This window comes from Jeotgalibacillus malaysiensis, from assembly GCF_044789845.1.
Classification (GTDB): domain Bacteria; phylum Bacillota; class Bacilli; order Bacillales; family Jeotgalibacillaceae; genus Jeotgalibacillus; species Jeotgalibacillus malaysiensis_A.
The window spans coordinates 2065631-2086900 of the sequence record NZ_CP085252.1 but is presented as its reverse complement, the minus strand read 5'-3'; the positions used below and the strand labels follow the sequence as shown (position 1 = coordinate 2086900).

General features: G+C 37.4%; 26 protein-coding genes and 1 pseudogene. 23 read left to right on the top strand and 4 right to left on the bottom strand.

What is annotated here, in order from left to right:
- The first annotated feature begins 13 nt into the window (after positions 1 to 13).
- The 5 genes from LG330_RS11295 (at position 14) to phoU (ending at position 4406) form a co-directional block, all read left to right on the top strand.
- Positions 14 to 982: a phosphate ABC transporter substrate-binding protein PstS family protein gene (locus LG330_RS11295; RefSeq protein WP_404403891.1), complete on the top strand. Its 969-nt coding sequence runs from the start codon at positions 14 to 16 to the stop codon at positions 980 to 982.
- A gap of 77 nt (positions 983 to 1059) precedes the next feature.
- Positions 1060 to 2004 carry a phosphate ABC transporter permease subunit PstC gene (gene pstC, locus LG330_RS11290; RefSeq protein WP_404403889.1) on the top strand — a complete coding sequence of 315 codons (945 nt, stop codon included), beginning with the start codon at positions 1060 to 1062 and terminating at the stop codon, positions 2002 to 2004.
- Position 2005: 1 nt separating this feature from the next.
- Entirely contained in the window at positions 2006 to 2884 is an 879-nt protein-coding gene (pstA, locus tag LG330_RS11285; RefSeq protein ID WP_404403887.1) for a phosphate ABC transporter permease PstA, read from the top strand.
- A 28-nt stretch (positions 2885 to 2912) separates the two neighbouring features.
- Positions 2913 to 3734, top strand: coding sequence for a phosphate ABC transporter ATP-binding protein PstB (gene pstB / locus LG330_RS11280; protein ID WP_404403885.1), 822 nt, complete (start codon positions 2913 to 2915; stop codon positions 3732 to 3734).
- A gap of 12 nt (positions 3735 to 3746) precedes the next feature.
- Entirely contained in the window at positions 3747 to 4406 is a 660-nt protein-coding gene (phoU, locus tag LG330_RS11275; protein WP_404403883.1) for a phosphate signaling complex protein PhoU, read from the top strand.
- Between the two features lie 49 nt (positions 4407 to 4455).
- Here the strand turns inward: phoU and LG330_RS11270 are convergent, their stop codons facing one another.
- Positions 4456 to 4890, bottom strand: coding sequence for a hypothetical protein (locus LG330_RS11270; protein WP_404403881.1), 435 nt, complete (start codon positions 4888 to 4890; stop codon positions 4456 to 4458).
- A gap of 18 nt (positions 4891 to 4908) precedes the next feature.
- Positions 4909 to 5247 carry a hypothetical protein gene (locus tag LG330_RS11265; RefSeq protein WP_404403879.1) on the bottom strand — a complete coding sequence of 113 codons (339 nt, stop codon included), beginning with the start codon at positions 5245 to 5247 and terminating at the stop codon, positions 4909 to 4911.
- Between the two features lie 168 nt (positions 5248 to 5415).
- Here LG330_RS11265 and rpmG point away from each other — a divergent pair, with 168 nt between their 5' ends.
- From rpmG to LG330_RS11235, 6 genes are all read left to right on the top strand, one after another.
- Entirely contained in the window at positions 5416 to 5565 is a 150-nt protein-coding gene (gene rpmG, locus LG330_RS11260; protein ID WP_039809691.1) for a 50S ribosomal protein L33, read from the top strand.
- A 69-nt stretch (positions 5566 to 5634) separates the two neighbouring features.
- Positions 5635 to 6177: a 5-formyltetrahydrofolate cyclo-ligase gene (locus tag LG330_RS11255; RefSeq protein WP_404403877.1), complete on the top strand. Its 543-nt coding sequence runs from the start codon at positions 5635 to 5637 to the stop codon at positions 6175 to 6177.
- A gap of 25 nt (positions 6178 to 6202) precedes the next feature.
- On the top strand, positions 6203 to 6412 hold the full coding sequence (locus tag LG330_RS11250; RefSeq protein WP_404403875.1) for a YqgQ family protein: 210 nt from the start codon (positions 6203 to 6205) through the stop codon (positions 6410 to 6412).
- A gap of 1 nt (position 6413) precedes the next feature.
- Positions 6414 to 7382, top strand: coding sequence for an ROK family glucokinase (locus LG330_RS11245; RefSeq protein WP_404403873.1), 969 nt, complete (start codon positions 6414 to 6416; stop codon positions 7380 to 7382).
- A gap of 362 nt (positions 7383 to 7744) precedes the next feature.
- Positions 7745 to 9652, top strand: a complete 1908-nt coding sequence (locus tag LG330_RS11240; RefSeq protein WP_404403871.1) for an LTA synthase family protein — start codon at positions 7745 to 7747, stop codon at positions 9650 to 9652.
- Positions 9653 to 9717: 65 nt separating this feature from the next.
- Entirely contained in the window at positions 9718 to 10035 is a 318-nt protein-coding gene (locus LG330_RS11235; protein ID WP_404403869.1) for an MTH1187 family thiamine-binding protein, read from the top strand.
- A 30-nt stretch (positions 10036 to 10065) separates the two neighbouring features.
- Here the strand turns inward: LG330_RS11235 and LG330_RS11230 are convergent, their stop codons facing one another.
- Positions 10066 to 10236 (bottom strand): DUF2759 domain-containing protein, encoded by a 171-nt coding sequence (locus LG330_RS11230; protein WP_404403867.1) that lies wholly within the window; start codon positions 10234 to 10236, stop codon positions 10066 to 10068.
- A 177-nt stretch (positions 10237 to 10413) separates the two neighbouring features.
- Here LG330_RS11230 and LG330_RS11225 point away from each other — a divergent pair, with 177 nt between their 5' ends.
- Positions 10414 to 11046 (top strand): MBL fold metallo-hydrolase, encoded by a 633-nt coding sequence (locus LG330_RS11225; protein WP_404403865.1) that lies wholly within the window; start codon positions 10414 to 10416, stop codon positions 11044 to 11046.
- Positions 11047 to 11125: 79 nt separating this feature from the next.
- On the opposite strand, the gene LG330_RS11220 is transcribed toward LG330_RS11225, so the two are convergent.
- Positions 11126 to 11368, bottom strand: a complete 243-nt coding sequence (locus tag LG330_RS11220; protein ID WP_404403863.1) for a DUF2626 domain-containing protein — start codon at positions 11366 to 11368, stop codon at positions 11126 to 11128.
- 382 nt (positions 11369 to 11750) lie between these two features.
- On the opposite strand from LG330_RS11220, the gene LG330_RS11215 reads away from it, so the two are divergent.
- The 11 genes and pseudogenes from LG330_RS11215 to LG330_RS11165 all read left to right on the top strand — a co-directional run bounded on the left by LG330_RS11215 (position 11751) and on the right by LG330_RS11165 (position 21021).
- Positions 11751 to 12131 (top strand): Spx/MgsR family RNA polymerase-binding regulatory protein, encoded by a 381-nt coding sequence (locus LG330_RS11215; RefSeq protein ID WP_404403861.1) that lies wholly within the window; start codon positions 11751 to 11753, stop codon positions 12129 to 12131.
- A gap of 162 nt (positions 12132 to 12293) precedes the next feature.
- Positions 12294 to 13364, top strand: a complete 1071-nt coding sequence (gene comGA, locus LG330_RS11210) for a competence type IV pilus ATPase ComGA (protein WP_404403859.1) — start codon at positions 12294 to 12296, stop codon at positions 13362 to 13364.
- Complete coding sequence (gene comGB / locus LG330_RS11205) at positions 13273 to 14331, top strand: competence type IV pilus assembly protein ComGB (RefSeq protein WP_404409574.1); 1059 nt, start codon at positions 13273 to 13275, stop codon at positions 14329 to 14331. Before comGA ends, comGB begins: the two co-directional genes overlap by 92 nt.
- Positions 14332 to 14348: 17 nt before the next feature.
- Positions 14349 to 14504 (top strand): annotated as a pseudogene (locus tag LG330_RS11200) (competence type IV pilus major pilin ComGC); the annotation flags it as partial.
- Positions 14505 to 14770: 266 nt separating this feature from the next.
- Positions 14771 to 14989, top strand: a complete 219-nt coding sequence (locus tag LG330_RS11195; RefSeq protein ID WP_404403857.1) for a hypothetical protein — start codon at positions 14771 to 14773, stop codon at positions 14987 to 14989.
- Positions 14990 to 15208: a hypothetical protein gene (locus tag LG330_RS11190; protein ID WP_404403855.1), complete on the top strand. Its 219-nt coding sequence runs from the start codon at positions 14990 to 14992 to the stop codon at positions 15206 to 15208.
- A gap of 166 nt (positions 15209 to 15374) precedes the next feature.
- The gene (locus tag LG330_RS11185; protein WP_404403853.1) at positions 15375 to 16226 is read left to right on the top strand and encodes a hypothetical protein; all 852 of its coding nucleotides are present in this window, start codon (positions 15375 to 15377) and stop codon (positions 16224 to 16226) included.
- A gap of 316 nt (positions 16227 to 16542) precedes the next feature.
- On the top strand, positions 16543 to 16722 hold the full coding sequence (locus tag LG330_RS11180) for a helix-turn-helix domain-containing protein (RefSeq protein ID WP_404403851.1): 180 nt from the start codon (positions 16543 to 16545) through the stop codon (positions 16720 to 16722).
- Positions 16723 to 16834: 112 nt separating this feature from the next.
- Positions 16835 to 17254 (top strand): hypothetical protein, encoded by a 420-nt coding sequence (locus LG330_RS11175; RefSeq protein WP_404403849.1) that lies wholly within the window; start codon positions 16835 to 16837, stop codon positions 17252 to 17254.
- Positions 17235 to 19091, top strand: coding sequence for a hypothetical protein (locus tag LG330_RS11170; RefSeq protein ID WP_404403847.1), 1857 nt, complete (start codon positions 17235 to 17237; stop codon positions 19089 to 19091). The genes LG330_RS11175 and LG330_RS11170 overlap by 20 nt, the downstream gene beginning before the upstream one ends.
- 307 nt (positions 19092 to 19398) lie before the next feature.
- On the top strand, positions 19399 to 21021 hold the full coding sequence (locus LG330_RS11165) for a hypothetical protein (RefSeq protein WP_404403845.1): 1623 nt from the start codon (positions 19399 to 19401) through the stop codon (positions 21019 to 21021).
- Positions 21022 to 21270: the final 249 nt, after the last annotated feature.

Below are 21270 nucleotides of genomic sequence, written 5' to 3'. Positions count from 1 at the left end.
GGGGAATTACAGAATGAAAAGCGCAAAACATCTAGCAATGTCTACTATTTTAGGGTCAGCAGTATTTTTAGCTGCTTGCGGTGGAGACGATGAATCAACTGGATCTGGTACTCCTTCTGAAGGTTCATCAGAAGAGCTTAGCGGTCAGGTACGCGGTGACGGTTCTTCAACTGTAGCACCTATCATGGAGGCAATTGTAGAAGAATACGCAGCTGCTCAGCCAGGCGTACAGGTTTCATCAGGTGTATCTGGTACAGGTGGCGGCTTTGAAAAGTTTATTGCTGGAGAAACTTCATTCTCAAATGCATCCCGTCCAATTAAAGAAGAAGAAGCAGCAGGTCTTGAAGAACAGGGTGTTGAGTACACAGAGGTTGAACTTGGCTTTGATGGACTTTCAGTAGTAGTGAGTCAGGAAAACGACTTTATCGATCACCTAACAGTTGAAGAGCTTAAAGAAATGTGGGTTGAAACAGGAGAAGAAAAAACTTGGGCTGATATCCGTGAAGGTTGGCCGGAAGAACCAATTGAGTACTACTCTCCGGGAACAGATTCAGGAACTTATGATTATTTCAATGAAGTAATCCTTGAAGATGAAGATATCGTGCGTTCTGCTACACTTTCTGAAGATGATAACGTTCTGGTTCAAGGTGTAACTGGATCACCGAACGCAGTTGGCTACTTCGGATATGCTTATTATATTGAAAATCAGGACACGTTGAAGGTAGTACCGATTGACAATGGGGAAGGTCCTGTTGAACCAACGAACGAAACAATCGAATCAGGCGAATATGCTCCACTTTCCCGTCCAATGTTTACTTATGTAAGAAATGACATGGTAGCAGAAGATCCAGCTGTTGCAGACTTCATTAAGTTTGCAATTGAAAATGCCGGCGATCTATCTGAAGCGGTAGGGTATGTAAGAGCACCACAAGAAATCTATGACGAAGATATGGCAACAATTGAAGAACTTGCAGGTGAATAATTAAATAGGAGCCGGGAAGCGTGCAGGTCACGCTTCTCGTCTCATTATGTTCTTGGATAATAAGGAGGTTTTCAACCATGGCAATGAATGAACCAAAGCAGGTATCGGTTCAGGAACTAATCGCCAAGAAAAGCAACAGGGGTCTTCTGGCGTTTATCGAAAAAGTAATTCCTAAATTACTGCTGGCTATTGCGGCGGTATCTGTATTGACGACAATCGGCATTGTATTAACGCTGATTGTGGAAACAACTATTTTTTTCTCACGGGTTAGTATCTTTGATTTTTTAACAGGAACAGAATGGTATCCATTTGCCAACTCAACCCCTACCTATGGGATTCTTCCTTTAATAGCTGGAACTTTAAAAATCGCAGCAATAGCTACAGTTGTTGCTGTACCGATCGGTATTGCAACGGCCATTTTTTTGAGTGAGTATGCGAGTGAGCGAGTAAGACGTATTGTAAAGCCTGTACTCGAAGTGCTTGCCGGCGTTCCTACGATTGTTTATGGATATTTTGCATTAACATTTGTCACACCTGTACTTCGTTCGCTGTTTCCCGAGATTGGGATATTTAATGCACTCAGCCCGGGAATCGTTGTAGGAATCATGATCATACCGATGATTGCCTCTCTTTCTGAGGACGCGATGTCTTCAGTACCAAATGCGATGCGGGACGGGGCATATGCACTGGGATCAACCAGACTCGAAGTTGCAATTAAGATTGTTTTACCGGCAGCTCTGTCTGGAATTGTAGCATCTACTGTCCTTGCGATTTCGCGAGCTATTGGAGAAACAATGATTGTTGCCCTTGCAGCAGGATCAACTCCAGGATTTAACCTTGATGTTACGGGCTCTATACAAACAATGACAGCCTATATTGTTCAGGTTACAACTGGTGATGCCGGATATGGAACAACGATCTATTACAGCATTTATGCAGTAGGATTTACGTTATTCCTATTCACGCTATTTATGAATATGCTGGCACAATTCATCTCCAAGCGCTTTAGAGAGGAGTATTAATATGAGGTATATCAATCATGAAGAAGTCGCAGTCAGAACGAAAAAAAGATTAACAAAAAACCTGCTATTAAAAGGCGTATTTGCAGCAGCGACTGCATTTGGTCTTATTGTTCTTGCGATCTTACTCTATCGTATCATCACTCAAGGAACTGGCTATTTGAGCCTTGATTTTTTCACAAATTATTCTTCTCGAATTCCTGAAAATTCCGGCATTCGGGCAGCTGTTGTCGGTTCAATCTATTTAATGCTTGTAGTAGCTCCTGTTTCTATGTTCTTGGGAGTTGGGACAGCTATTTATCTTGAGGAATATGCAACTAAAAATAAATTTAATGATTTAATTAAGGTCAATATTTCAAATCTAGCAGGGGTACCTTCTGTTGTATTCGGTCTTCTCGGTCTGACGATTTTTGTTCGATATTTTGGTTTAGGGATTTCGATCTTAGCAGCAGGTCTGACAATGAGTCTGCTTATTCTGCCAATCATTATTGTCGCGTCACAGGAGGCAATAAGAGCAGTGCCAAATGAGCTCAAAGATGCTTCTTTTGCTATGGGTGCTACTAAATGGCAGACGATTCTTCGTGTCATTCTACCTGCTTCGATCCCTGGGATTCTAACTGGTAGCATTCTTGCACTTTCAAGAGCGATTGGTGAAACAGCACCGCTTGTTGTAATCGGAATACCAACAATTTTAATGTTTATGCCGGATGGTCTGACGAGTACGTTTACAGCACTCCCGATGCAGATTTACGACTGGACAAAACGTCCGCAGGTTGAATTCCATGACGTAGCTGCTGCGGGGATCATCGTACTGATGGGGCTGCTGCTTATCATGAATTCAATTGCAGTGTTAATTCGAAACAAATTCCAAAAGCGTTATTAATTTATTTGGGTGAAGGGAGCTTTTCAATATGACTACGACAATTAAACCGGCTACAGATGTTCTTGAAAATAAGGAACCTCATGTAAAGGGGTCAAAAGCCTCTGTATATAAAACGAATCAGCTAAATTTATGGTATGGATCCAACCACGCATTAAAAAATATTGATCTTGATATAAAAGAAAACGAAGTAACTGCGATCATTGGTCCTTCAGGATGTGGGAAATCAACCTATATTAAAACGCTGAACCGTATGATCGAAACCATTCCATCTGTTAAAACTTCAGGTGAAATCATCTACCGTGACCGTAACATCTTCGGTAAGGATTATCAGGTAGAAGAGTTGCGTACAAAAGTCGGTATGGTTTTCCAAAAGCCTAATCCATTTCCAAAGTCTATCTACGATAACATTGCTTATGGACCGAGAATTCACGGCATTAAGAATAAAAAGATTCTCGATGAAATTGTAGAAAAATCACTTCGTGGAGCAGCAATTTGGGATGAGGTAAAAGATCGTCTTAGTGAGAATGCTTACGGACTTTCCGGTGGTCAGCAGCAGCGTATTTGTATTGCAAGGTGTCTTGCCATTGAGCCTGACGTTATATTAATGGACGAGCCAACATCAGCGCTTGACCCGATTTCTACGTTAAAAGTTGAAGAGCTTGTACAGGATCTGAAAAAGGATTACAGCATTATCATTGTCACTCACAATATGCAGCAGGCAGCACGTATTTCTGATAAAACGGCATTTTTCCTTCATGGTGAGGTTGTTGAATACGATGAAACGAATAAAATATTCTCTAATCCTTCAGATGAAAGAACAGAAGATTATATTTCAGGCAGATTCGGATAAGGAGTGAATACATTGTCAGTCAGAGAGCGGTATGATACAGAATTAGAAGTACTGAATAATAAAATTGTTGAGCTTGGGCGTTTTGCTCAGGTCGCACTGAAAGATTCACTTACAGCACTTGATAACAGAGACATTGAAAAGTCACTGATCATTATGGATGAAGACATTAAAGCGAATAGAATTGAAGAAGAAATTAATGACCTGGCGATTTTATTAATTGCCAAGCAGCAGCCGGTTGCAACTGATCTCAGAAGAATTATTGTCGCAATCAAGATTGCAGCAGATCTTGAAAGGATCGCTGACTTTGCAGTCAATATTGCAAAGTCCACAATCCGCATTGGTAACGACAGCTTTGTTAACTCGATTGATAATGTGCATGAAATGTATAATATCACTGAAGAAATGATTGAACTTGTACTCGAAGCTTATACTGATGAAGACGTAGTAAAAGCAAAGAAAATTGCAGAACTTGATGATGGAGTCGACCAGCTTTATGGTGAAACAATTAAAGACCTGTTATCATCAAGCGCTGCTCAGCCAGAAAAGCTTGCACAAATCACTCAATTAACATTTATCTGCCGCTATCTGGAGCGCGCAGCTGATCACGTGACAAACATCTCTGAGAACATTTTTTATCTTGTTAAAGGAAAAAGATACGATTTGAACAAATAAAAAAGAAGCCCCCGGGCTTCTTTTTTCATACTCATTTTTTTCAGCACTATTATTGAGTAATCAGCTTTGCCATTTGCTCAATCGTCATGGTGGAATTTAAATCATACTCGCCGATCTGAATTCTGTCAGTCAGCCCCTGATCAGCTAAATAATCATTAAAAGCACTTTCATCCGGAATCAGACCATTTTGATATAAAGCTGAACTAATATCGGGAGAGGTCATCCCTGATTCCACAGATAAAATCATGCGTGTGATTTCCTCATTTGGCGTTTCATCAGTTGATTCAATCTGGTTCATCCTATCTTCCCATCCTGCAATTTCATTCTGAAGAGACTCGTATTCATCAGTGCTGATAATCATTTCATTTTCCTGAAGAGGAGATTGTGCTTCTGGTGCTTCCTCTGTAAGAGCACCTGCACCAAAAATGAAAAGCGCACTTGCCATCATACCGACTCCTGTCGAGCGGATAATTTTTCGATCCACTTATGTACACTCCTTAATTTACTCATTTATAATGCGTCTGACATCACTTACGTGGAGTGAAGAAAGCGCTGAGATCTGATCGGGTTTCATTCCCTGCTTATGAAGAGAAAGCACCTGATTAATCAGAATCTCATTGATTTGTTTAGGTTTTGGCTTTTTATGACCAGCAGCCGGTTCAATCATCAATTCCTCTTCAAGCAGTTTCGTTCTTTTCTTAAGCTGATACAGCTCCTGATAAAGGCTCATTGACAACTCGTGTAACTCTTCTTCAGTCTCTTTGGATCGGTCTCTTAAAAAGAAAGATAATATAAATAGAATAAGGCCCAGGCCGCCTGCAGCAAGCGTGATCCATTCCATATACTCACCTCCATGGGATTCGGGTTCTATTGTACCATGTTCAGCGTAAATGATTTGTAAAAGCTTATAAAAAGATAGTAGATTTTTTTTCTGAACAATGATATTATAAGTAAGTCGTATGAATCGAAGTATGTAACAAACAGCATTTGAATGTTTGGAGGGATAAAGATGCGTGTAAACATTACTCTTGCTTGCACTGAAACTGGTGATCGTAACTACATCACTACTAAGAACAAGCGTAACAATCCAGATCGTATTGAACTTAAAAAATACAGTCCGCGCCTGAAGAAAGTGACTCTTCACCGCGAGACAAAATAATGAACGACAGCCGAAAATGTATTGTGCATTTTCGGCTTTTTTATCATGTCTGGGAGGGGGAGGAAGGCTATGAATAAAAAAGTCATCAGGCAGCAAATACAGGAGCAGCTGAAGAATCTTCCTGAAGAGACGAAAGTATTATATACTAAAAGGGTGCATCAAAAAGTTCTGACCTCACCTGAGTGGCAGCATGCTGAAGTCATTGCAGTAACAATATCGCAAGGATTGGAAATTGATACCACCACACTTATTTCAGCCGCACTGAAGCAGGGGAAAAAAATCTGTGTGCCCAGATGTGAGCCCGCAACAAAAGCTTTATTTTTTCACTACATAACGTCTTTAAGTGATGCCAAGCCGTCATTCTACGGTTTGCTAGAACCAGGACCGTACCTGCCGACTGCTGAAAAGAATGAGATTGACCTGGTGATCGTACCAGGCCTCGCTTTTTCACACTCAGGCTACAGAATTGGATTTGGCGGGGGATACTACGACCGTTTTCTAAAAGATTATAATGGAAACAGTTTATCAATGGCATACAGTTTTCAGCTGATCAACGAAGATTTTGCTGAAAGCTTTGATATACCGGTCATGCGGATTTTGACAGAGCAATAATACATGATACAGGGAGTGCCTAGTTATGAATTTCAATACCATGCATGACGTTCAGATGCTGCTTAAAAGATACGGACAATATGTCTACGGTCCGGGCAGACTCGCTACACTTGAATTAATGGAAATTGAAGTGAGAGATTTATATGAAGCAGGTATGCTGGAACGGGATGACTATTTAAAAGCTTTAATGGTATTAAAAAATGAAATCAGAAAAGAAAGTCAAGGTGATCAGTAAGATGAAAGCAGAATACATTTTCGGAGTAGATATTGGTGGAACAACAACGAAACTGGCAGTCATTACAGATGAAGGAATGATCGTTGAAAAGTGGGAAATCCCCACTAATACATCAAATAAAGGAATCAGTATTATACCTGATATTGCAGCAGCGGTTAAGTTAAAAATGACGCAGATGAATCTGGGTAAAGAAGCCGTCATCGGTATCGGAGTAGGTGCTCCTGGTCCGGTAAATATGCAGACAGGGATTTTGTATACAGGCGTTAATATCGGGTGGGATAAGCCCGTAGCATTAAGAGATGAGTTGTCACAGCAGACCGGCCTGCCTGTAGTGATTGAAAATGATGCAAATGCAGCAGCCCTTGGTGAAATGTGGAAAGGTGCAGGAGGCGGAGCAAGAGATGTAGTATGCGTAACGCTTGGCACCGGTGTCGGTGGAGGCGTAATTGTAAACGGTGATATCGCTCATGGTATTAAAGGAGCGGCTGGAGAGATTGGTCATATTACGGCTGTACCTGAAAGAGGCTACCAGTGTAACTGCGGCAAAAAAGGCTGTCTTGAGACAGTAGCTTCTGCAACTGGGGTAGTTAGACTTGCAAAAGAAGAGATGGAAAAAGCTGATGGCGTTTCAGCACTTCACAAAATCATGGGCGAGCATAATGCGATTAGTGCTAAAAATGTATTTGATGAGGCGAAAAATGGTGATCCAGCTGCCTCTGCAGCTGTAGAGCGCCTGACATTTTATCTCGGTCTTGCACTTGCAAATCTCGGGAGTGCATTAAATCCGGAGAGAATTGTTATTGGCGGCGGTGTATCAAAAGCCGGAAGTATATTACTTGACGGTATTAATGAGAAATTCAGATTATATGCTTTTCCAACAGTAGCAGAATCAACAGACATTAAAATTGCTACACTTGGAAATGATGCCGGAGTTATTGGAGCTGCCTGGCTGATCAAATATAAACATTAATGATTTCAGTGACCTCCTGCAAAGCAGGGGGTTTTTTTATGTCATGATTCTTATGAATAATCAGGCTTTTACAATAACAGTGTATTTGCTTTACATTTAACACAATTCGGGTAAAATTAAAGCTTAGTTCAATTTTAAATCCTTCATTTATAGTAAAAACGATGTGCAAGACTATTGGCTGATTTTTATTAAAACTGAGAAAAACGAAACTTTTTAATGTTTGAGACGTCTATAAAGGTGGAATTGTAAATAAGATTTTAAGTATGTAAAGATGCCGTTTGATTTTATTTACAATCAGGAGTATGATTATGGGATAGATATTATATCCACAAATTGTAATTGGAAGTGTAGGAGGAAATTATATGAACAAAAGATGGTCGATGCCAAAGCTGTCGCTTGTCATTATTGCCATTGCGTTCCTTTGGATTAAGACATTTATTGCCTATCACGCAAGCTTTAATATCAGCACAGATAATTTCATGCAGGATCTGATCCTGTTTATTAACCCGCTCAGCTTTCTATTACTGATCTTTGGTGTAGGGCTGCTGTTTAAAAAAGAAAAAACCAGAAACAACTACGTGATTATTACAAGTTTTGTACTGACAGCCATTTTGTTTGCAAATATGGTTTTCTATCGCTTCTTTAATGACTTTATTACATTGCCGGTATTATTCCAGACAAGTAACTTTGGAGATCTTGGTGGAAGTGCCGTAGAAAACATTTATATGACTGATGCACTTTATTTTGTAGATGTGCTGATTTTAATTGTACTTGCAAAATATAAACCGTCATTCATGGTGTTTAAAGAACCGACAAAGGTTAATAGAAGAGCGTACTTTCTTGTAGCAATTGCTACATTCTTCTTAAACCTCGGTTTAGCCGAAACTGAACGTCCACAGCTTTTAACACGTACATTTGACCGTGAAATGCTTGTTAAGAACATCGGAACGTACAACTATCACATTTACGATGTGTACCTTCAATCGAAACAGTCTGCGCAGCGTGCACTTGCAGACAGCGATGCACTGGTTGACGTGAACAATTACGTTCAGGCAAACAAAGCAGATGTGAACAATGAAATGCACGGCATCGGAGAAGGTAAAAACCTGATTGTCGTAAAGCTTGAATCAATGCAGAATTTTGTAATTAATAATGAAATGAATGGTGAAGTAATTACGCCATTCCTTAACTCTCTGACAGAAGATGAAAGCACAGTTTATATGGATAACTTCTATCACCAGACAGAACAGGGTAAAACTTCAGACTCTGAATTTCTGCTTGATAACTCACTATATCCATTAGGCCGTGGAGCAGTATTTTTTACTCACAGTGGTAACGAATTTAACACGCTTACTGACAGCCTGAATGAAGCCGGTTATTATACAAATGCAATGCATGCAAATAACAAGAGCTTCTGGAACCGTGACATTGTCTATGATAACTTTGGCTATGACCGTTATTATTCACTTTCTGACTATACAGTGGAAGAAGGTCAGGCGGTTAACTGGGGCATGAAGGATATTCCATTCTTTGAACAGTCAGTTGAGCATATGAAGGAAATGGAACAGCCGTTTTATTCAAAAATGATTACACTGACAAACCACCATCCTTTCTATCTGGATGAAGAGGATAAGTTTATTAATGAATTTGATTCAAATTCAGGTACACTGAACCGTTATTTCCAGACAGTACGATATCAGGATGAAGCAATTAAAGAATTTTTCACTTACCTTAAAGAAGCAGGATTATATGAAGACTCTGTCATCGTTATGTATGGAGACCACTATGGTATTTCAGAAAATCATAATGTTGCGATGGCTCAATACCTTGAACAGGAAGAAATTACAGCGTTCGATTCAGCTCAGCTGCAAAGAGTACCTATGTTTATCCATATTCCTGGTGAAGACATTGGTGAGACAAACAGCAAGCTGGCAGGACAAATTGATCTTAAGCCGACAATCCAGTCTATTATGGGAATTGAAGGCAGCAACAGTATTCAGTTTGGTCAGGATATTTTCTCTGAAGAAAATGATAATACAGTTATTTTAAGAGATGGCCGTGTCATTTCAGAAAACCTGGTTTATGCAGGAGAAACCTGCTGGGATAAAGAATCAGGTGAGCCGGTGGAAAAAGAAGATTGTCAGCCTCTAATTGACAAAGCTACTGAAGAACTGGCGTTTAATGATGAAATTATTTACGGTGACTTGTTGAGATTTTATGATAACGAGTCAGGACGTCTGCTTGAAGATACAACTGTAACTGAAGAATAAATATAAAAAGCTCCCTCGGGAGCTTTTTATATTATAATGAATGTAAAAATAGGAGCTGAGTGATCATGGCAATTGCAGATATTACTATCATACCGATTGGCACTGAAACACCGAGTGTCAGCAAATATGTTGCGGATTTGCAGCGTGTGTTAGAAAAAAGAGCGCAGGATGGCCTCATTACATATGAGTTAACGCCGATGAGCACATTAATTGAGGGAGAACTTACTGACCTTTTTAAAGTGATACAGGAGCTCCATGAGTCAGTCTTTTCTGAGGAGATCAAGAGAGTGGCTACCAATATCCGTATTGATGAAAGAAGAGACAGAAACGATCATTCTATGCAGAATAAGCTCGCTTCAGTTAAGAAGCATTTATCAAATTAAAAAAAGCTGACCTCAGTCAGCTTTTTTTAATTATACCGGATAACCGTCAAATACGATTGTCATCACAGTGAACCAGCCAAATACACCAAGTGTAGCCACTGCAAAGAAAATACCCATAATGTTTTTCTCTTTAAAAGATGTGATTGTACCAATTACTGATAGAATGGTTACCAGCGCAAGGATAATTGTTAATCCGTTCATTAAAAGCACCCCTTTCCATACGTTGGTTCATGAATAAACGAGATTAGTGCATATATAAGCGTACTCTTAATATATTTTATAGTTAATTGTTTGTATTGTCGAGCATAATTCGTGACACTTTCGTGAGTATTCGTCTTTTTTTCTTAATCGTGCTACACTTTTCAGGAGGTGATAGAAATGGAATGGTTTCAGCTGCCATTAGGTCCTATGCAGACAAACGCATACATTGTATACAATGATCATCAGGAATGTTTAATTATCGACCCTGGTGAAGAAGCTCAAAAAATCAAAAGTTTTATAAAACAAAAAGAACTGAATCCACTCGGGATTTTGTTAACACACGCTCACTTTGATCATATCGGTGCACTAGAAGAAATAAGGAATGAATATCATATAGAAGTGTATATGCACATTCAGGAGAAAAGCTGGCTTGGGAAGCCTGAAAAAAATGGCTCTGCATTATTTCAGGGCATTAAACCCATCGTAGCTTCTGCTGCTGAACAGATCTGGGAAAGAGAGTCCAGTGTAGAAATTGGCCATTTCAGTTTTGAGCTGTTACATACACCAGGACATTCTCCCGGCAGTATGAGTTTTTATTTTAAGGAAAGCTCTTTTGTTATTGCAGGAGATGCATTATTCAACGGGAGCATTGGCAGAACAGACCTGCCTGGAGGAAACATGGATGAACTAATTAAAAGTATTAATACTAAGCTGATGACACTCGATGATCAGACATATGTATTGCCAGGACATGGCCTGACTACAACAATCGGTACAGAAAGGTTAAATAACCCTTTCCTGCAGTCATAAAAAAGAGACGGTTCCTGATAAAGGAAGCGTCTCTTTTTTGTCTGAATCAGCTTATTGTTCTTCAATAGTAAGAAGAGATTTAAAGCGGACCCTGAAGCGGCATCATAAATGTTGTCCAGTAAGTAAATCCTGCAAAGAAAATTGTTAAGTATACAAAGAATACATACACATACATGCGCTCAGATAATTTCATGTACCCTAAAAGGATGAAAAAGCCAGTCTGGGCCAGGAAAAGCAATGAAGTTTTTGGCATATGTCCTAAATAAAATAATACAGAGAAAATTCCAGTCCAAAACCCCATAACACGATACATTTTATCCATCCGAATCCCTCCTTTACGCAAACAATCCATCGAACCTATTATATAGGATACCATATTATAAAGTAAATAACCCATATTATTAAATGTGACGATTGAGTGATTTTTCATTAATAAGCTATTTAAGTGAATGGGCTTGTACAAGTTTGTACAAGCCCATTCGACAACTCCATTAAGAGAATATATTGTATCCAATGCCTCATCAAAGTACCATCTAATAAGGAGTTGCAGCTTCTATATTAAACAAAATTGTGAATAATTTAAAATAATTATATATTTCATATAAAAAAGGTGTACATTGATTATACACGGGTATACAATGAATATAATATAAATAATACTTGTTCAAAAGTGATACAAAAACTAAACAGACGGAGGTAACAACATGAATCAAATTACATTCTTTACTTACCCAAGCTGTACATCTTGCCGGAAAACTAAAAAGTGGTTAAAAGAAAATGAAGTCACCGTAACTGAACGTCATATCTTCAGAGAAACTCCGGATTATGATGAGTTAATGAATCTTCTTTCACTTACAACCGAAGGACTTGATGAATTACTTGCTACACGCAGCCAGTCTTTTAAAGCGCTTGATCAGGATGTAGAAGATCTGCCGCTGTCTGAAGTAGTTAAATTGATTATTGAAGATCCAAAGCTATTAAAGCGACCAATTCTGACAGATGGTAAATCCCTTATCGTTGGATACAATCCTGAAGGACTTAGAAGTCTATCAAACAAAAAACAGACTTACAAACTATCAGGCTGATCAAACAATTCAGCTTAATGTCGGTTCACCTATCTGTACAAGTTGTGCACAGATAGGTGAACCGACATTTTTTTATGTAAATGTCAAAAAATTAAAAAAATTAATGACAAATTCTTCAATATCGTGTATAGTGAAAATTATCTTACGAAAGGATGTGAAAAAATGCCATATGGCACTGAGCTGTTAGCACAGAATTTAATTACAGAAGCTTTTAACCAAAGAGGGTCTGATCTTCACTTTTATCCCGAAGCAAAACAGATGACCGTTCAACTGAGGGCACTTGGTGATCTGACGATTCTTAAGCAAATATCCATGAATCAGGGGGAAAGGCTGATTTCCCACTTCAAGTTTAAAGCATCGCTCGACATTGGCGAGAAACGCAAACCTCAAAGTGGGGCAACGCTTATCACGATTGATGAAGAGAAAGTTTCCCTCAGAGTATCCACACTTCCCGCAGCAGAAGGCAAAGAAAGTATGGTCATCAGACTCTTACCCCAATCATTCGCAGTTCCCATCGAAAAACTTTCCTTATTTTCAAACTCTGCAAAAATTTTAACTTCCCTTGTCAGACAACCTCAGGGGCTGATTCTGTTTTCCGGACCAACGGGAAGCGGAAAGTCAACCACATTATACTCACTCATCCATTACTGCTCTACAGAATTGAATAGAAGTATCATAACGCTTGAAGACCCGGTTGAAAGAAATGAAGAACACGTGCTGCAGGTCCAGATCAATGAAAGAGCAGGAGTCACCTATGCTTCAGGGCTTAAAGCTGTGCTTAGACATGACCCTGATATGATTATTATTGGAGAGATCAGGGATAAAGAAACCGCTGATATTGCAGTAAAAGCTGCTCTGAGCGGTCACCTGGTGTTATCGACAATTCATGCGAAAGATACAAAAGGTGCGATCAGAAGAATGATTGATCTTGGTATACGGAAAGAAGATTTAAAGCAGTCACTGATCGGTGCAACAGGGCAGCGGCTAGTTAAAATCAGTGTGAATGGTCTTTCAAAATCAAGGTCTTCAATTTATGAAATCATGACTACAGGTGCTGTATGTGATTATTTAGATGAATTGTCTGTACAAGGGGAGTATGTGACACTTGAACAGCTTTTCAGGAAAGGAGCAGCTCTTGGCTATGTATCGCCTCAGGAGTATCATCGCTGGATCACGCCGCCGGACTTATATTCCCAAAAAAGATCAGCCCGTTTTCCTTCACCGATTAAGTGAACTCAGGCGTAATGGCTACCCCCTTGATCAATCCCTCAGCTTTTTATTTCTGCAATTCCCATCAATTACTCAAAAAGACCAGCTGCTTAAACTATTAATGAACGGTTCCTCAATCAGTGAAACATTAAAAACACTGGGCTATCCATCATATGTTTGTATGCATTTGTATTTTGCTGAACAATACGGAGATGTAGGAAGTTCGTTATCAGACACTGCAGATCTAATGAAGCACCGTGAGGCTCAAAAGAAAAAACTTTTTTCCATATTGCAGTACCCACTTTTTTTAATCCTGTTATTCGTTTTTGTGTCAGCTGTTTTAAATATGTATTTGTTACCGAGAATGACACAGCTATATCAGTCGGTTGGCAATACTCAGTCAGGCGTTCTTCAGACAGCTGAATTGATCTTTCAGGCGTTACCATTGCTCACGACAGGAGCCATCATATGTGCATTGGTAATTTTTACGATGGGTGGAATGATTCTTTTTAAAAAGCCGACTCTTGAAAGGTGGAAAACCATATCACTGCTTCCATTTGCGGGGTTTTATTTTAGACATTATCACAGCTACCTGTTTTCAAGAGAAGCCTCTACTTTATTAAAAAGCGGCTTGTCCTTTCAACAAATGCTGAAAACGTTTATTGAGCAGCCATACAGGCCCTTATTTAAAGAGATTGGGCAGTTTATGACTGATGAGCTTGAGAGGGGACAAAGTATGTATCATACGATGCTGCAGCTCCCATATTTTACAGAAGAACTGCTTAGAATTACAGAGCACGGTGAGATGAATGGGAATCTTGAAAAAGAGTGGGGTTTTTACAGTCAATATTGTCTGAACGCACTCGAAGAGAGATCAGGCATTTATTTTAATGTATTACAGCCGATTATCTTCACATGTCTCGGTCTTGCGGTGGTCGGTGCTTATCTTGTGATTCTGCTTCCGGTATTTAACTTACTTCAAACAATCTAATTCATGGAGGAATTTAAATGAAAAAAATCATGAAATTGCTCAAAAATAATAAAGCATTTACGCTGATTGAGATGGTCATCGTTCTGTTAGTCATTTCCGTCCTGTTAATTGTCAGTCTTCCGAATATCTCTTCACAGAGTAAAGAGATTAATGGCAAGGGGTGCGAAGCTTTTCAGCATATAATAGACATTGTAAAGCAACATGACAAATTTACTATAACAAAGGGGACAATTAATCAGATGAAAAAACATGAAATTTCAACAATGCTTGTCAGTGACCATCCACTGCTTCAGAAACTTGGCTTACTTTTAAATTCACGCTCAGATCAAGCTGGGGGGCTATCTGCAGCAGAACTTTCTGATTTTATTGATGTTATCCATGTTGAGGATTTAGATGCTTACATTGCAGCTCTAGCAGATTAATTGAAGGAGTGATTTAAATGAAGAGAATTTCAGTAGATATTAATGAAGAAGAATATGAACGATTAAAGGAAATCGCAGATGAGCACAATGTCAAAGTTTCATTGATACTTGGTTATTACGTTCGTGATTTAGTATGTTCTGCCCGTTCAAATGGTTCAGATGAGCGCCAGTATGCTCAGGACTATTTTCAACGTACAAATTTGTCATGGATGTTCAAAGACGAGGAGGTAATTTAAATGCCACTGAAAATGCAGCCGGAATTTATAACTGACATTGCTCAACACATGGTTAGGATCACGGATGAGGTTGAATCCAGAAGAGAAGAAGTAAATCAGGATGACCAGTATATAAGCTACAGAGAGGGTTTATATGATGCCTACACGGATGTATTACTCAAGTTAGGCTATACGAATGAGGACATCTGGAAACTAGAAAAGTTAGCAAGGATTCAATAAAAAATAAAAAAGCTCTTGTAGGCGGCTACCTTCAAGAGCTTCAGCATACCGTATGGGTACACTCAATGTAATTACATCTTACCACATATATTTATATTTTTAAATATGTCTGTGTTAATCCTATTTGGTATGCGCTCATTTCATTAATAAGGAGAGTGCATTTACAATGACAATGATATATAAACAATCTGATATTACTTCATTCACCCACCTGTCTAACTTCAAATCATTAAAGGACTTCAATAACAATATTGAAGCTTTTTTGGCTTCTCATGGTTCTGACCTATCCAAGAAAGAAACAATTCTCCTAAAAACGCTCACACGCTACTCAGTGAAGGTTTTGGGCGTTTCTAATGTTTCTATCCGCACTCTAATAAAAGCAGTACATAAACAAGGTATAACCGTTTCTGAGGCTACATTCCACAGAATGAAAAGGAAGGCTATTAAACTCGGCATTATTGAAATTATCGCAACTGAGCGATCTGATAAAAGCCAGTCTTCTAACCTTTATGTATTTCAGCCTTTTATTAATAGAATGACATCCCCTTACTCTACTGAAGTGAAGTCAGAAACACGCTCTAAGACTTCATATAGCAACGATACTGAGCTTTCAGCATCAACTAAGGGTAAGACACCCCATAAAGCTGAAGTGCCTTCTAAAACTAATAATATGTTAAATAACCGTTCACATACACGTGAAATCAACGAATCAAAATTAGTCTCAAATAGAATTCCAGAGCAATTTAAAGCAGTAGCAGCCATTCTAAACACTGACTATAAACAGATTGAAGACTTATGGTCTGCTGTTCAGTATCAAACATATCATCTGACTTCATATAGCAACGCTGATAAGGTTTCACTTGGCTTAAAGGGTTTATATCAGTTAATCCGCAATATGAAGCTTAAAACAAATATAAGAAAGTCTGTGGGTGCTTATTACACAGGAATCATTAAACGGATGCTGGATGCTGAGTATCAGGAATGGTTATTTGCCGAATTAGAATCTGCTGGAGTTTAAATATAATTGTCTAAAATTGAGTTGCTCCTTGAAAATAAAATAACTAAAGTCACATTTTAGACACAAAATATTTTATTTTCATAACCGAAATAATTTATATTAAATTCAGCTATACCAAGCGGTTTGTATAGGTTTGAAATATAATTTTTTATAATAAAATTATATTTCACACACTTTATGAAAAAAGTCAAGATAAATTTTAAATAATTTAATCAAAAATGAATCTGAGTGCTATAATAGTATTGTAAGGGTGGTTCAATAGCATCATTCAAATACATTATTATTCTAAAAATAGACAATATAAGGAGGTGTGATAATGACTAGAAAACAGATTGACAAATATTTTCTTATGAGAAAAAGAAAGCGGATCACCTTGAAAGAAATTGCTGCCCATATTGACTGCTCTATTTCATTAATAAGTAAGTTTGAGCTTGGTAGACACAGCATGAACGAACAAAAGATCATTAAGTATAAGCAATTTATAGATGCTTATTGATTTTTTACTACATTGAAGGGAGTGATAAAAATGTGAGTTGTAAATAGTAAGTGCCAGTCTCAATGTCACAAATGCCAATTGAAAACCAAACTTTTAAAAGGGGAATTACTTAATGACAAATTTTGATAATAGAAAGAAAACTGGACTGATTGATCTGAATCTACCAAAATTGGACATCAAGAAAAATGCAGAACAAAAAGCAGCTACTAACTTTAATAATTTTCAGGTGCAGAATGTTGAACAGCCAAAAACACTTTGCCAAGATGAACTAAACAAAACAAAGATTGAACTAGCTAACGCTTTACATCTGCTGGATGAAGAGCAAGATGAAACTGAAAGATTAGCATATGATTTTCATGGTGTAGTAAATCTGATTAATGGCTTCTTGGAGCATCACAAACTAGAGTCAAAGTGGAAAGACTTTGTTGTTACTAGATTTAATGATGATGATGACCACTCTAATTATGGAGATTTTGAAGTTATTACAGATATTTTCTTTGAAGATAGTGACGATGATGAAGGTGACGAATAATAATCAATTCCAGAAGTACTTAAGTCAAAGTCACGCAGATAACATAAATCAAACAGCATTCACACAGCTTGAAAATTTATTTTTAGATTACATACATAGCAACAATCAAACTGAACAGATCAGATGGCTTTGTAATGCGTCTATGGGGCACGGTAAATCCACTGCCCTGATCTGCTTAATCAAACATATGATAGAACATAAAATTAATGTTCCCTTGCTGATAGCAGTGAGGGAACTGCAATTGGCTGAAAGTATCTTTAATGAAATTAGCACTTTCAAAAAAGGTTTCATTCAAAAGGTTGATACTGAAAATAAAAATATAGTTGAAGACCAGCTACAGCATTATCAATTTATAATCATTCAACATAAGAGGCTAGAAAATCTGGCTTTAGGTATTGGCAATCCTTATAAATATAATCAGTATAACAATAAAAAAAGAATGCTCATTATTGATGAGAAACCTAATTTCACTGACTCAGCCATATTTGATATGGGAAGTCAAAATAACATATTAGAAGCATTTGATGATCTTTCAAAAGGAATTGATATTGGACATCTTGATTTTCAGTTAATCAGGCACAATGTAATGATACTAATTGGACTTCAGCTTCTAAAAAATGTAACCAGTAAAACAACAAGACTAATTGACAATGAAGATTCAGTATCTAATAGAAAGAATTTGAAAGCAATAATCAAACAAATGGAAGAGTCTGAAGCCAATAAAAGTAAAGCTGAATCACTCAGGAAACTGAAAATATTCAAGCAGCTATTAAATATAGATAATGTAGGCAGAATTGACGATCATTCAAACGATCAGAAGGGTAAAAAGATTATTGTCAGCAATTACATTGATTACACAAAATTAGGCTTGCATATGCTCATACTTGATGGGACAGCCAAAGCCAATATACTTCAATATAATAATCTGTTTGAACTAAAAGACATAGAAAATCAGAATGATTATTCAAGGCTAACAATACATATTGAATCAATTAATACATCAGCCTATGCAAGAGGTAAAAAAGGGAATCCAGTTCAGCATACAATAGCAAGTAGAGTGAATGACCTTAGGGAAGTTGATAATAACCTGTTTATCCTTCCTGCACAGAAGGATTTATCTATATATAAAAAGCTGATTGAATTTACAAAGGATGAATTAAAGAGTTATGACGATAAAAATAGTGAATCAATCCATCTGATGAATACTATTGGCAAAAACATTATTAAGAATAAAACTGCACTCTATCTGACATCATTACCTAAGATGTATCCTGAGTATTATAAATCAATCGGTATTGCACTAAATTATGATATCGAATTGGGTATGTACGAGGAAACAGATGAAGATAAGTGGTTCAAGTCAGATGAAATGGAGTCGCTGTACAGAGATACTCTTTATGCTGAATTGCTTCAAATTGTACATAGAACAAAATTAAGGCAAATTGATTCAGGTGAAGAAATACATATTTATATTGCTTACAACGAAGACACAAAGCAGCGTGAGGGATCATATACAATCACACCTATCAGCGAAAACATAATTCAATATATGCCAGGTGCAAATATAACTGAACATAAGCTAACTGATTTAAACTCATACAATCGAGATAAAACTTTGGCAAAGCATATTGAAGCTATACATACAAAAGTAGATGAAGGATTAGAACTACCTGCAGCGGTTGGAAAGATAAGTCTATCATTCAGAAAATACTTAAACAGGCACTGGGAAAATAAAGGTGAAAATATTAACAAACAATTAATGAGCAATGGCTTTGAGATAATTGAAAAGGTTGATAATTTTTCAGATAAGAGTAAATATATTATGAAAATTGGATAGCGTGGAACCGATTCTCTCTATAGGTATTAAAGGTGTGCCACGCTTAAATAATATATAACTATTCTATTTTTACTCAGGGGAGCTTTTATCCGTTTCTCTTGATGAGCTTGCTCATCAAGGACAACTGAAAAGGGTGCTCTTCCCTTTTTAGGCGGCAGGCTCTTGACCTTTTCTTTTCACTATACATATAAACAACAGTCCACAAATGACTATAAAACATAATTATACAACAGTGCCCAGAGCACAAAAGGAGAGATTTAAATGACTAACATTAAACAACTATTCAACTTAAAAGGAGAAACTAAATTTGACTATAAACTATTTAGAAACGACAATTACCACCGAAGACGCAGCAAAAAGAGTTAGAGAAATCAACAGGCTATTGGATAGAAACTTACTATCTGCTGATGAAAGAAATCAATTACTAAATGAATTACTGTTTGAAGAAAACAGGCTCAATGATTTAGTTGATTATCAATCAGGCTTCCAATACAGAGATAATGTATATACTCACGATGGCAGTCAGATCAATCAAGACGATCCTTATACAAGAGCATTAGGATTCACTGCTGATTACCTTTTGGAAAAGCATAAGTTTGATAAAGATAATCCTGACCACTCTGAGTATTTCAGCAAGTGGGAAGATGACTATAATTCTAATGGAGAGCCAGCAGAATTATATACTATTCTTACATCTGACAGCGAGAAGACCAGCAGAAAAAGAGAATTATCTTTCATCATGACTTCAGGAGGGGACAAGCTTTCAGCAGATTCCCTTGAGGCAGGTTTATATCTTGAGCCATTTCTTAATGATGAAGTCAAAAAGGATATACATAATCAACGGTTTAGTGCTGCAGATAGAAGAAATAAACGTAACTCATCCATGTATAAGGCTCTGAGTAAATACCTTGAATTAAAATTGGCATATGAACGAGTAGTAGAGTTTGGTGAAAAGTTTGGGTTACTTACAGATCAGTCAGATGAAGTTAAAGAGCATCTAAAGAGAAAATACATAAATGAAATTGAGACTGAGTTTCTGCCGATCCAGCAGGAGTTAAAAGAAGCAATTGAATCAGGTAATGATGAGGGTTTAAATACATTTAAAAATCAGCTGAGAGGAAAAATTTCATACATAAGCGAGTTGGACTTTCAGAAGAAATGGAATTACTGGCTGAATTATATGCTTAATTTCAATTCTGAAAAGCAGTATAGAGCCATTGTTAAATTATATAGAGCATCATTCTATGAGCTGACTATCATTCATGAGCAGCTTAGAAAGCCAATCAGAGCTACAGGACAGGCTTCTGAAAAATATATGGAACACTCTCAAGTGATGGACAATTTGTCAGCACAGTTAGAACACTTACATGATCCGGCAGTAGTGGCAGCATTATTAAAAATTAATTCAGTAGGTGGCTATGGACAGTTTCTATATGCAGATATGAGAAATAAATATAGCCTTGAAAAGAGTTCAAATCACAGGATTAGACAGCTCTTTGATTACTTTGAGGAAGCAGTGAGAATGTCTGAGCTAGAAGAATATCAAAAAGACATAGTAAGATTTATTATTCAAGATCAGGTAGCATTACATAAGATTAAAACAGATAAGGAAAGAATTCAATTTGCTAAAAGACCGTATGATTTTATTGTAAATTATTTAAAATGTACATATCAGATTGATACAACAACCAGCAAACTAAAGTGTGAAATCAAGTCGAAAATTGGAAAACAAATTGCTATGAGCTTTGAGGCAGTTGTCAATAAATTAGATAAGAAGCAATGCAAGAAGTGCAAGAAAGAAAAATTTATCAATGAGTTTTATGCAGATGAAAAGAATATGACTGACGGTAGAAAGCCTTTCTGCAAGCAGTGTGAAAAGGTGCAGAATAAGAAGAACAGTAAGAAAAACAAACAGAATAAAGCAGTCTGAGTTGATGGGGAAGACAGTGTGAAAGCTGTCTTGTCTTTTTATTAATAATGGTAAAAATACTCAAAAATGTGTAATATTATATTATAACTACCTATTATAAGTGTAGGGTTCGGTATACCACCCGAATTCCTTTGCTAAATAGTTCTACAATTTTCTTGCGAGCCATTTAAATTGTTAGACATTTAATTTAATTTCCCTTTTTACTTCCAGTGTTCATAGAATCTCACTGGAAGTTTTCTTTTTGCCTTC

What these genes read in the sequence shown, in the direction of transcription:
- LG330_RS11295 (WP_404403891.1), top strand. Translation starts at nt 14, where the DNA reads ATGAAAAGCGCAAAACATCTAGCAATGTCTACTATTTTAGGGTCAGCA.
- pstC (WP_404403889.1), top strand. Translation starts at nt 1,060, where the DNA reads ATGGCAATGAATGAACCAAAGCAGGTATCGGTTCAGGAACTAATCGCC.
- pstA (WP_404403887.1), top strand. Translation starts at nt 2,006, where the DNA reads ATGAGGTATATCAATCATGAAGAAGTCGCAGTCAGAACGAAAAAAAGA.
- pstB (WP_404403885.1), top strand. Translation starts at nt 2,913, where the DNA reads ATGACTACGACAATTAAACCGGCTACAGATGTTCTTGAAAATAAGGAA.
- LG330_RS11265 (WP_404403879.1), bottom strand. Translation starts at nt 5,247, where the DNA reads ATGGAATGGATCACGCTTGCTGCAGGCGGCCTGGGCCTTATTCTATTT.
- rpmG (WP_039809691.1), top strand. Translation starts at nt 5,416, where the DNA reads ATGCGTGTAAACATTACTCTTGCTTGCACTGAAACTGGTGATCGTAAC.
- LG330_RS11255 (WP_404403877.1), top strand. Translation starts at nt 5,635, where the DNA reads ATGAATAAAAAAGTCATCAGGCAGCAAATACAGGAGCAGCTGAAGAAT.
- LG330_RS11250 (WP_404403875.1), top strand. Translation starts at nt 6,203, where the DNA reads ATGAATTTCAATACCATGCATGACGTTCAGATGCTGCTTAAAAGATAC.
- LG330_RS11245 (WP_404403873.1), top strand. Translation starts at nt 6,414, where the DNA reads ATGAAAGCAGAATACATTTTCGGAGTAGATATTGGTGGAACAACAACG.
- LG330_RS11240 (WP_404403871.1), top strand. Translation starts at nt 7,745, where the DNA reads ATGAACAAAAGATGGTCGATGCCAAAGCTGTCGCTTGTCATTATTGCC.
- LG330_RS11235 (WP_404403869.1), top strand. Translation starts at nt 9,718, where the DNA reads ATGGCAATTGCAGATATTACTATCATACCGATTGGCACTGAAACACCG.
- LG330_RS11230 (WP_404403867.1), bottom strand. Translation starts at nt 10,236, where the DNA reads ATGAACGGATTAACAATTATCCTTGCGCTGGTAACCATTCTATCAGTA.
- LG330_RS11225 (WP_404403865.1), top strand. Translation starts at nt 10,414, where the DNA reads ATGGAATGGTTTCAGCTGCCATTAGGTCCTATGCAGACAAACGCATAC.
- LG330_RS11220 (WP_404403863.1), bottom strand. Translation starts at nt 11,368, where the DNA reads ATGGATAAAATGTATCGTGTTATGGGGTTTTGGACTGGAATTTTCTCT.
- LG330_RS11215 (WP_404403861.1), top strand. Translation starts at nt 11,751, where the DNA reads ATGAATCAAATTACATTCTTTACTTACCCAAGCTGTACATCTTGCCGG.
- comGA (WP_404403859.1), top strand. Translation starts at nt 12,294, where the DNA reads ATGCCATATGGCACTGAGCTGTTAGCACAGAATTTAATTACAGAAGCT.
- comGB (WP_404409574.1), top strand. Translation starts at nt 13,273, where the DNA reads ATGTATCGCCTCAGGAGTATCATCGCTGGATCACGCCGCCGGACTTAT.
- LG330_RS11195 (WP_404403857.1), top strand. Translation starts at nt 14,771, where the DNA reads ATGAAGAGAATTTCAGTAGATATTAATGAAGAAGAATATGAACGATTA.
- LG330_RS11190 (WP_404403855.1), top strand. Translation starts at nt 14,990, where the DNA reads ATGCCACTGAAAATGCAGCCGGAATTTATAACTGACATTGCTCAACAC.
- LG330_RS11185 (WP_404403853.1), top strand. Translation starts at nt 15,375, where the DNA reads ATGACAATGATATATAAACAATCTGATATTACTTCATTCACCCACCTG.
- LG330_RS11180 (WP_404403851.1), top strand. Translation starts at nt 16,543, where the DNA reads ATGACTAGAAAACAGATTGACAAATATTTTCTTATGAGAAAAAGAAAG.
- LG330_RS11175 (WP_404403849.1), top strand. Translation starts at nt 16,835, where the DNA reads ATGACAAATTTTGATAATAGAAAGAAAACTGGACTGATTGATCTGAAT.
- LG330_RS11170 (WP_404403847.1), top strand. Translation starts at nt 17,235, where the DNA reads ATGATGAAGGTGACGAATAATAATCAATTCCAGAAGTACTTAAGTCAA.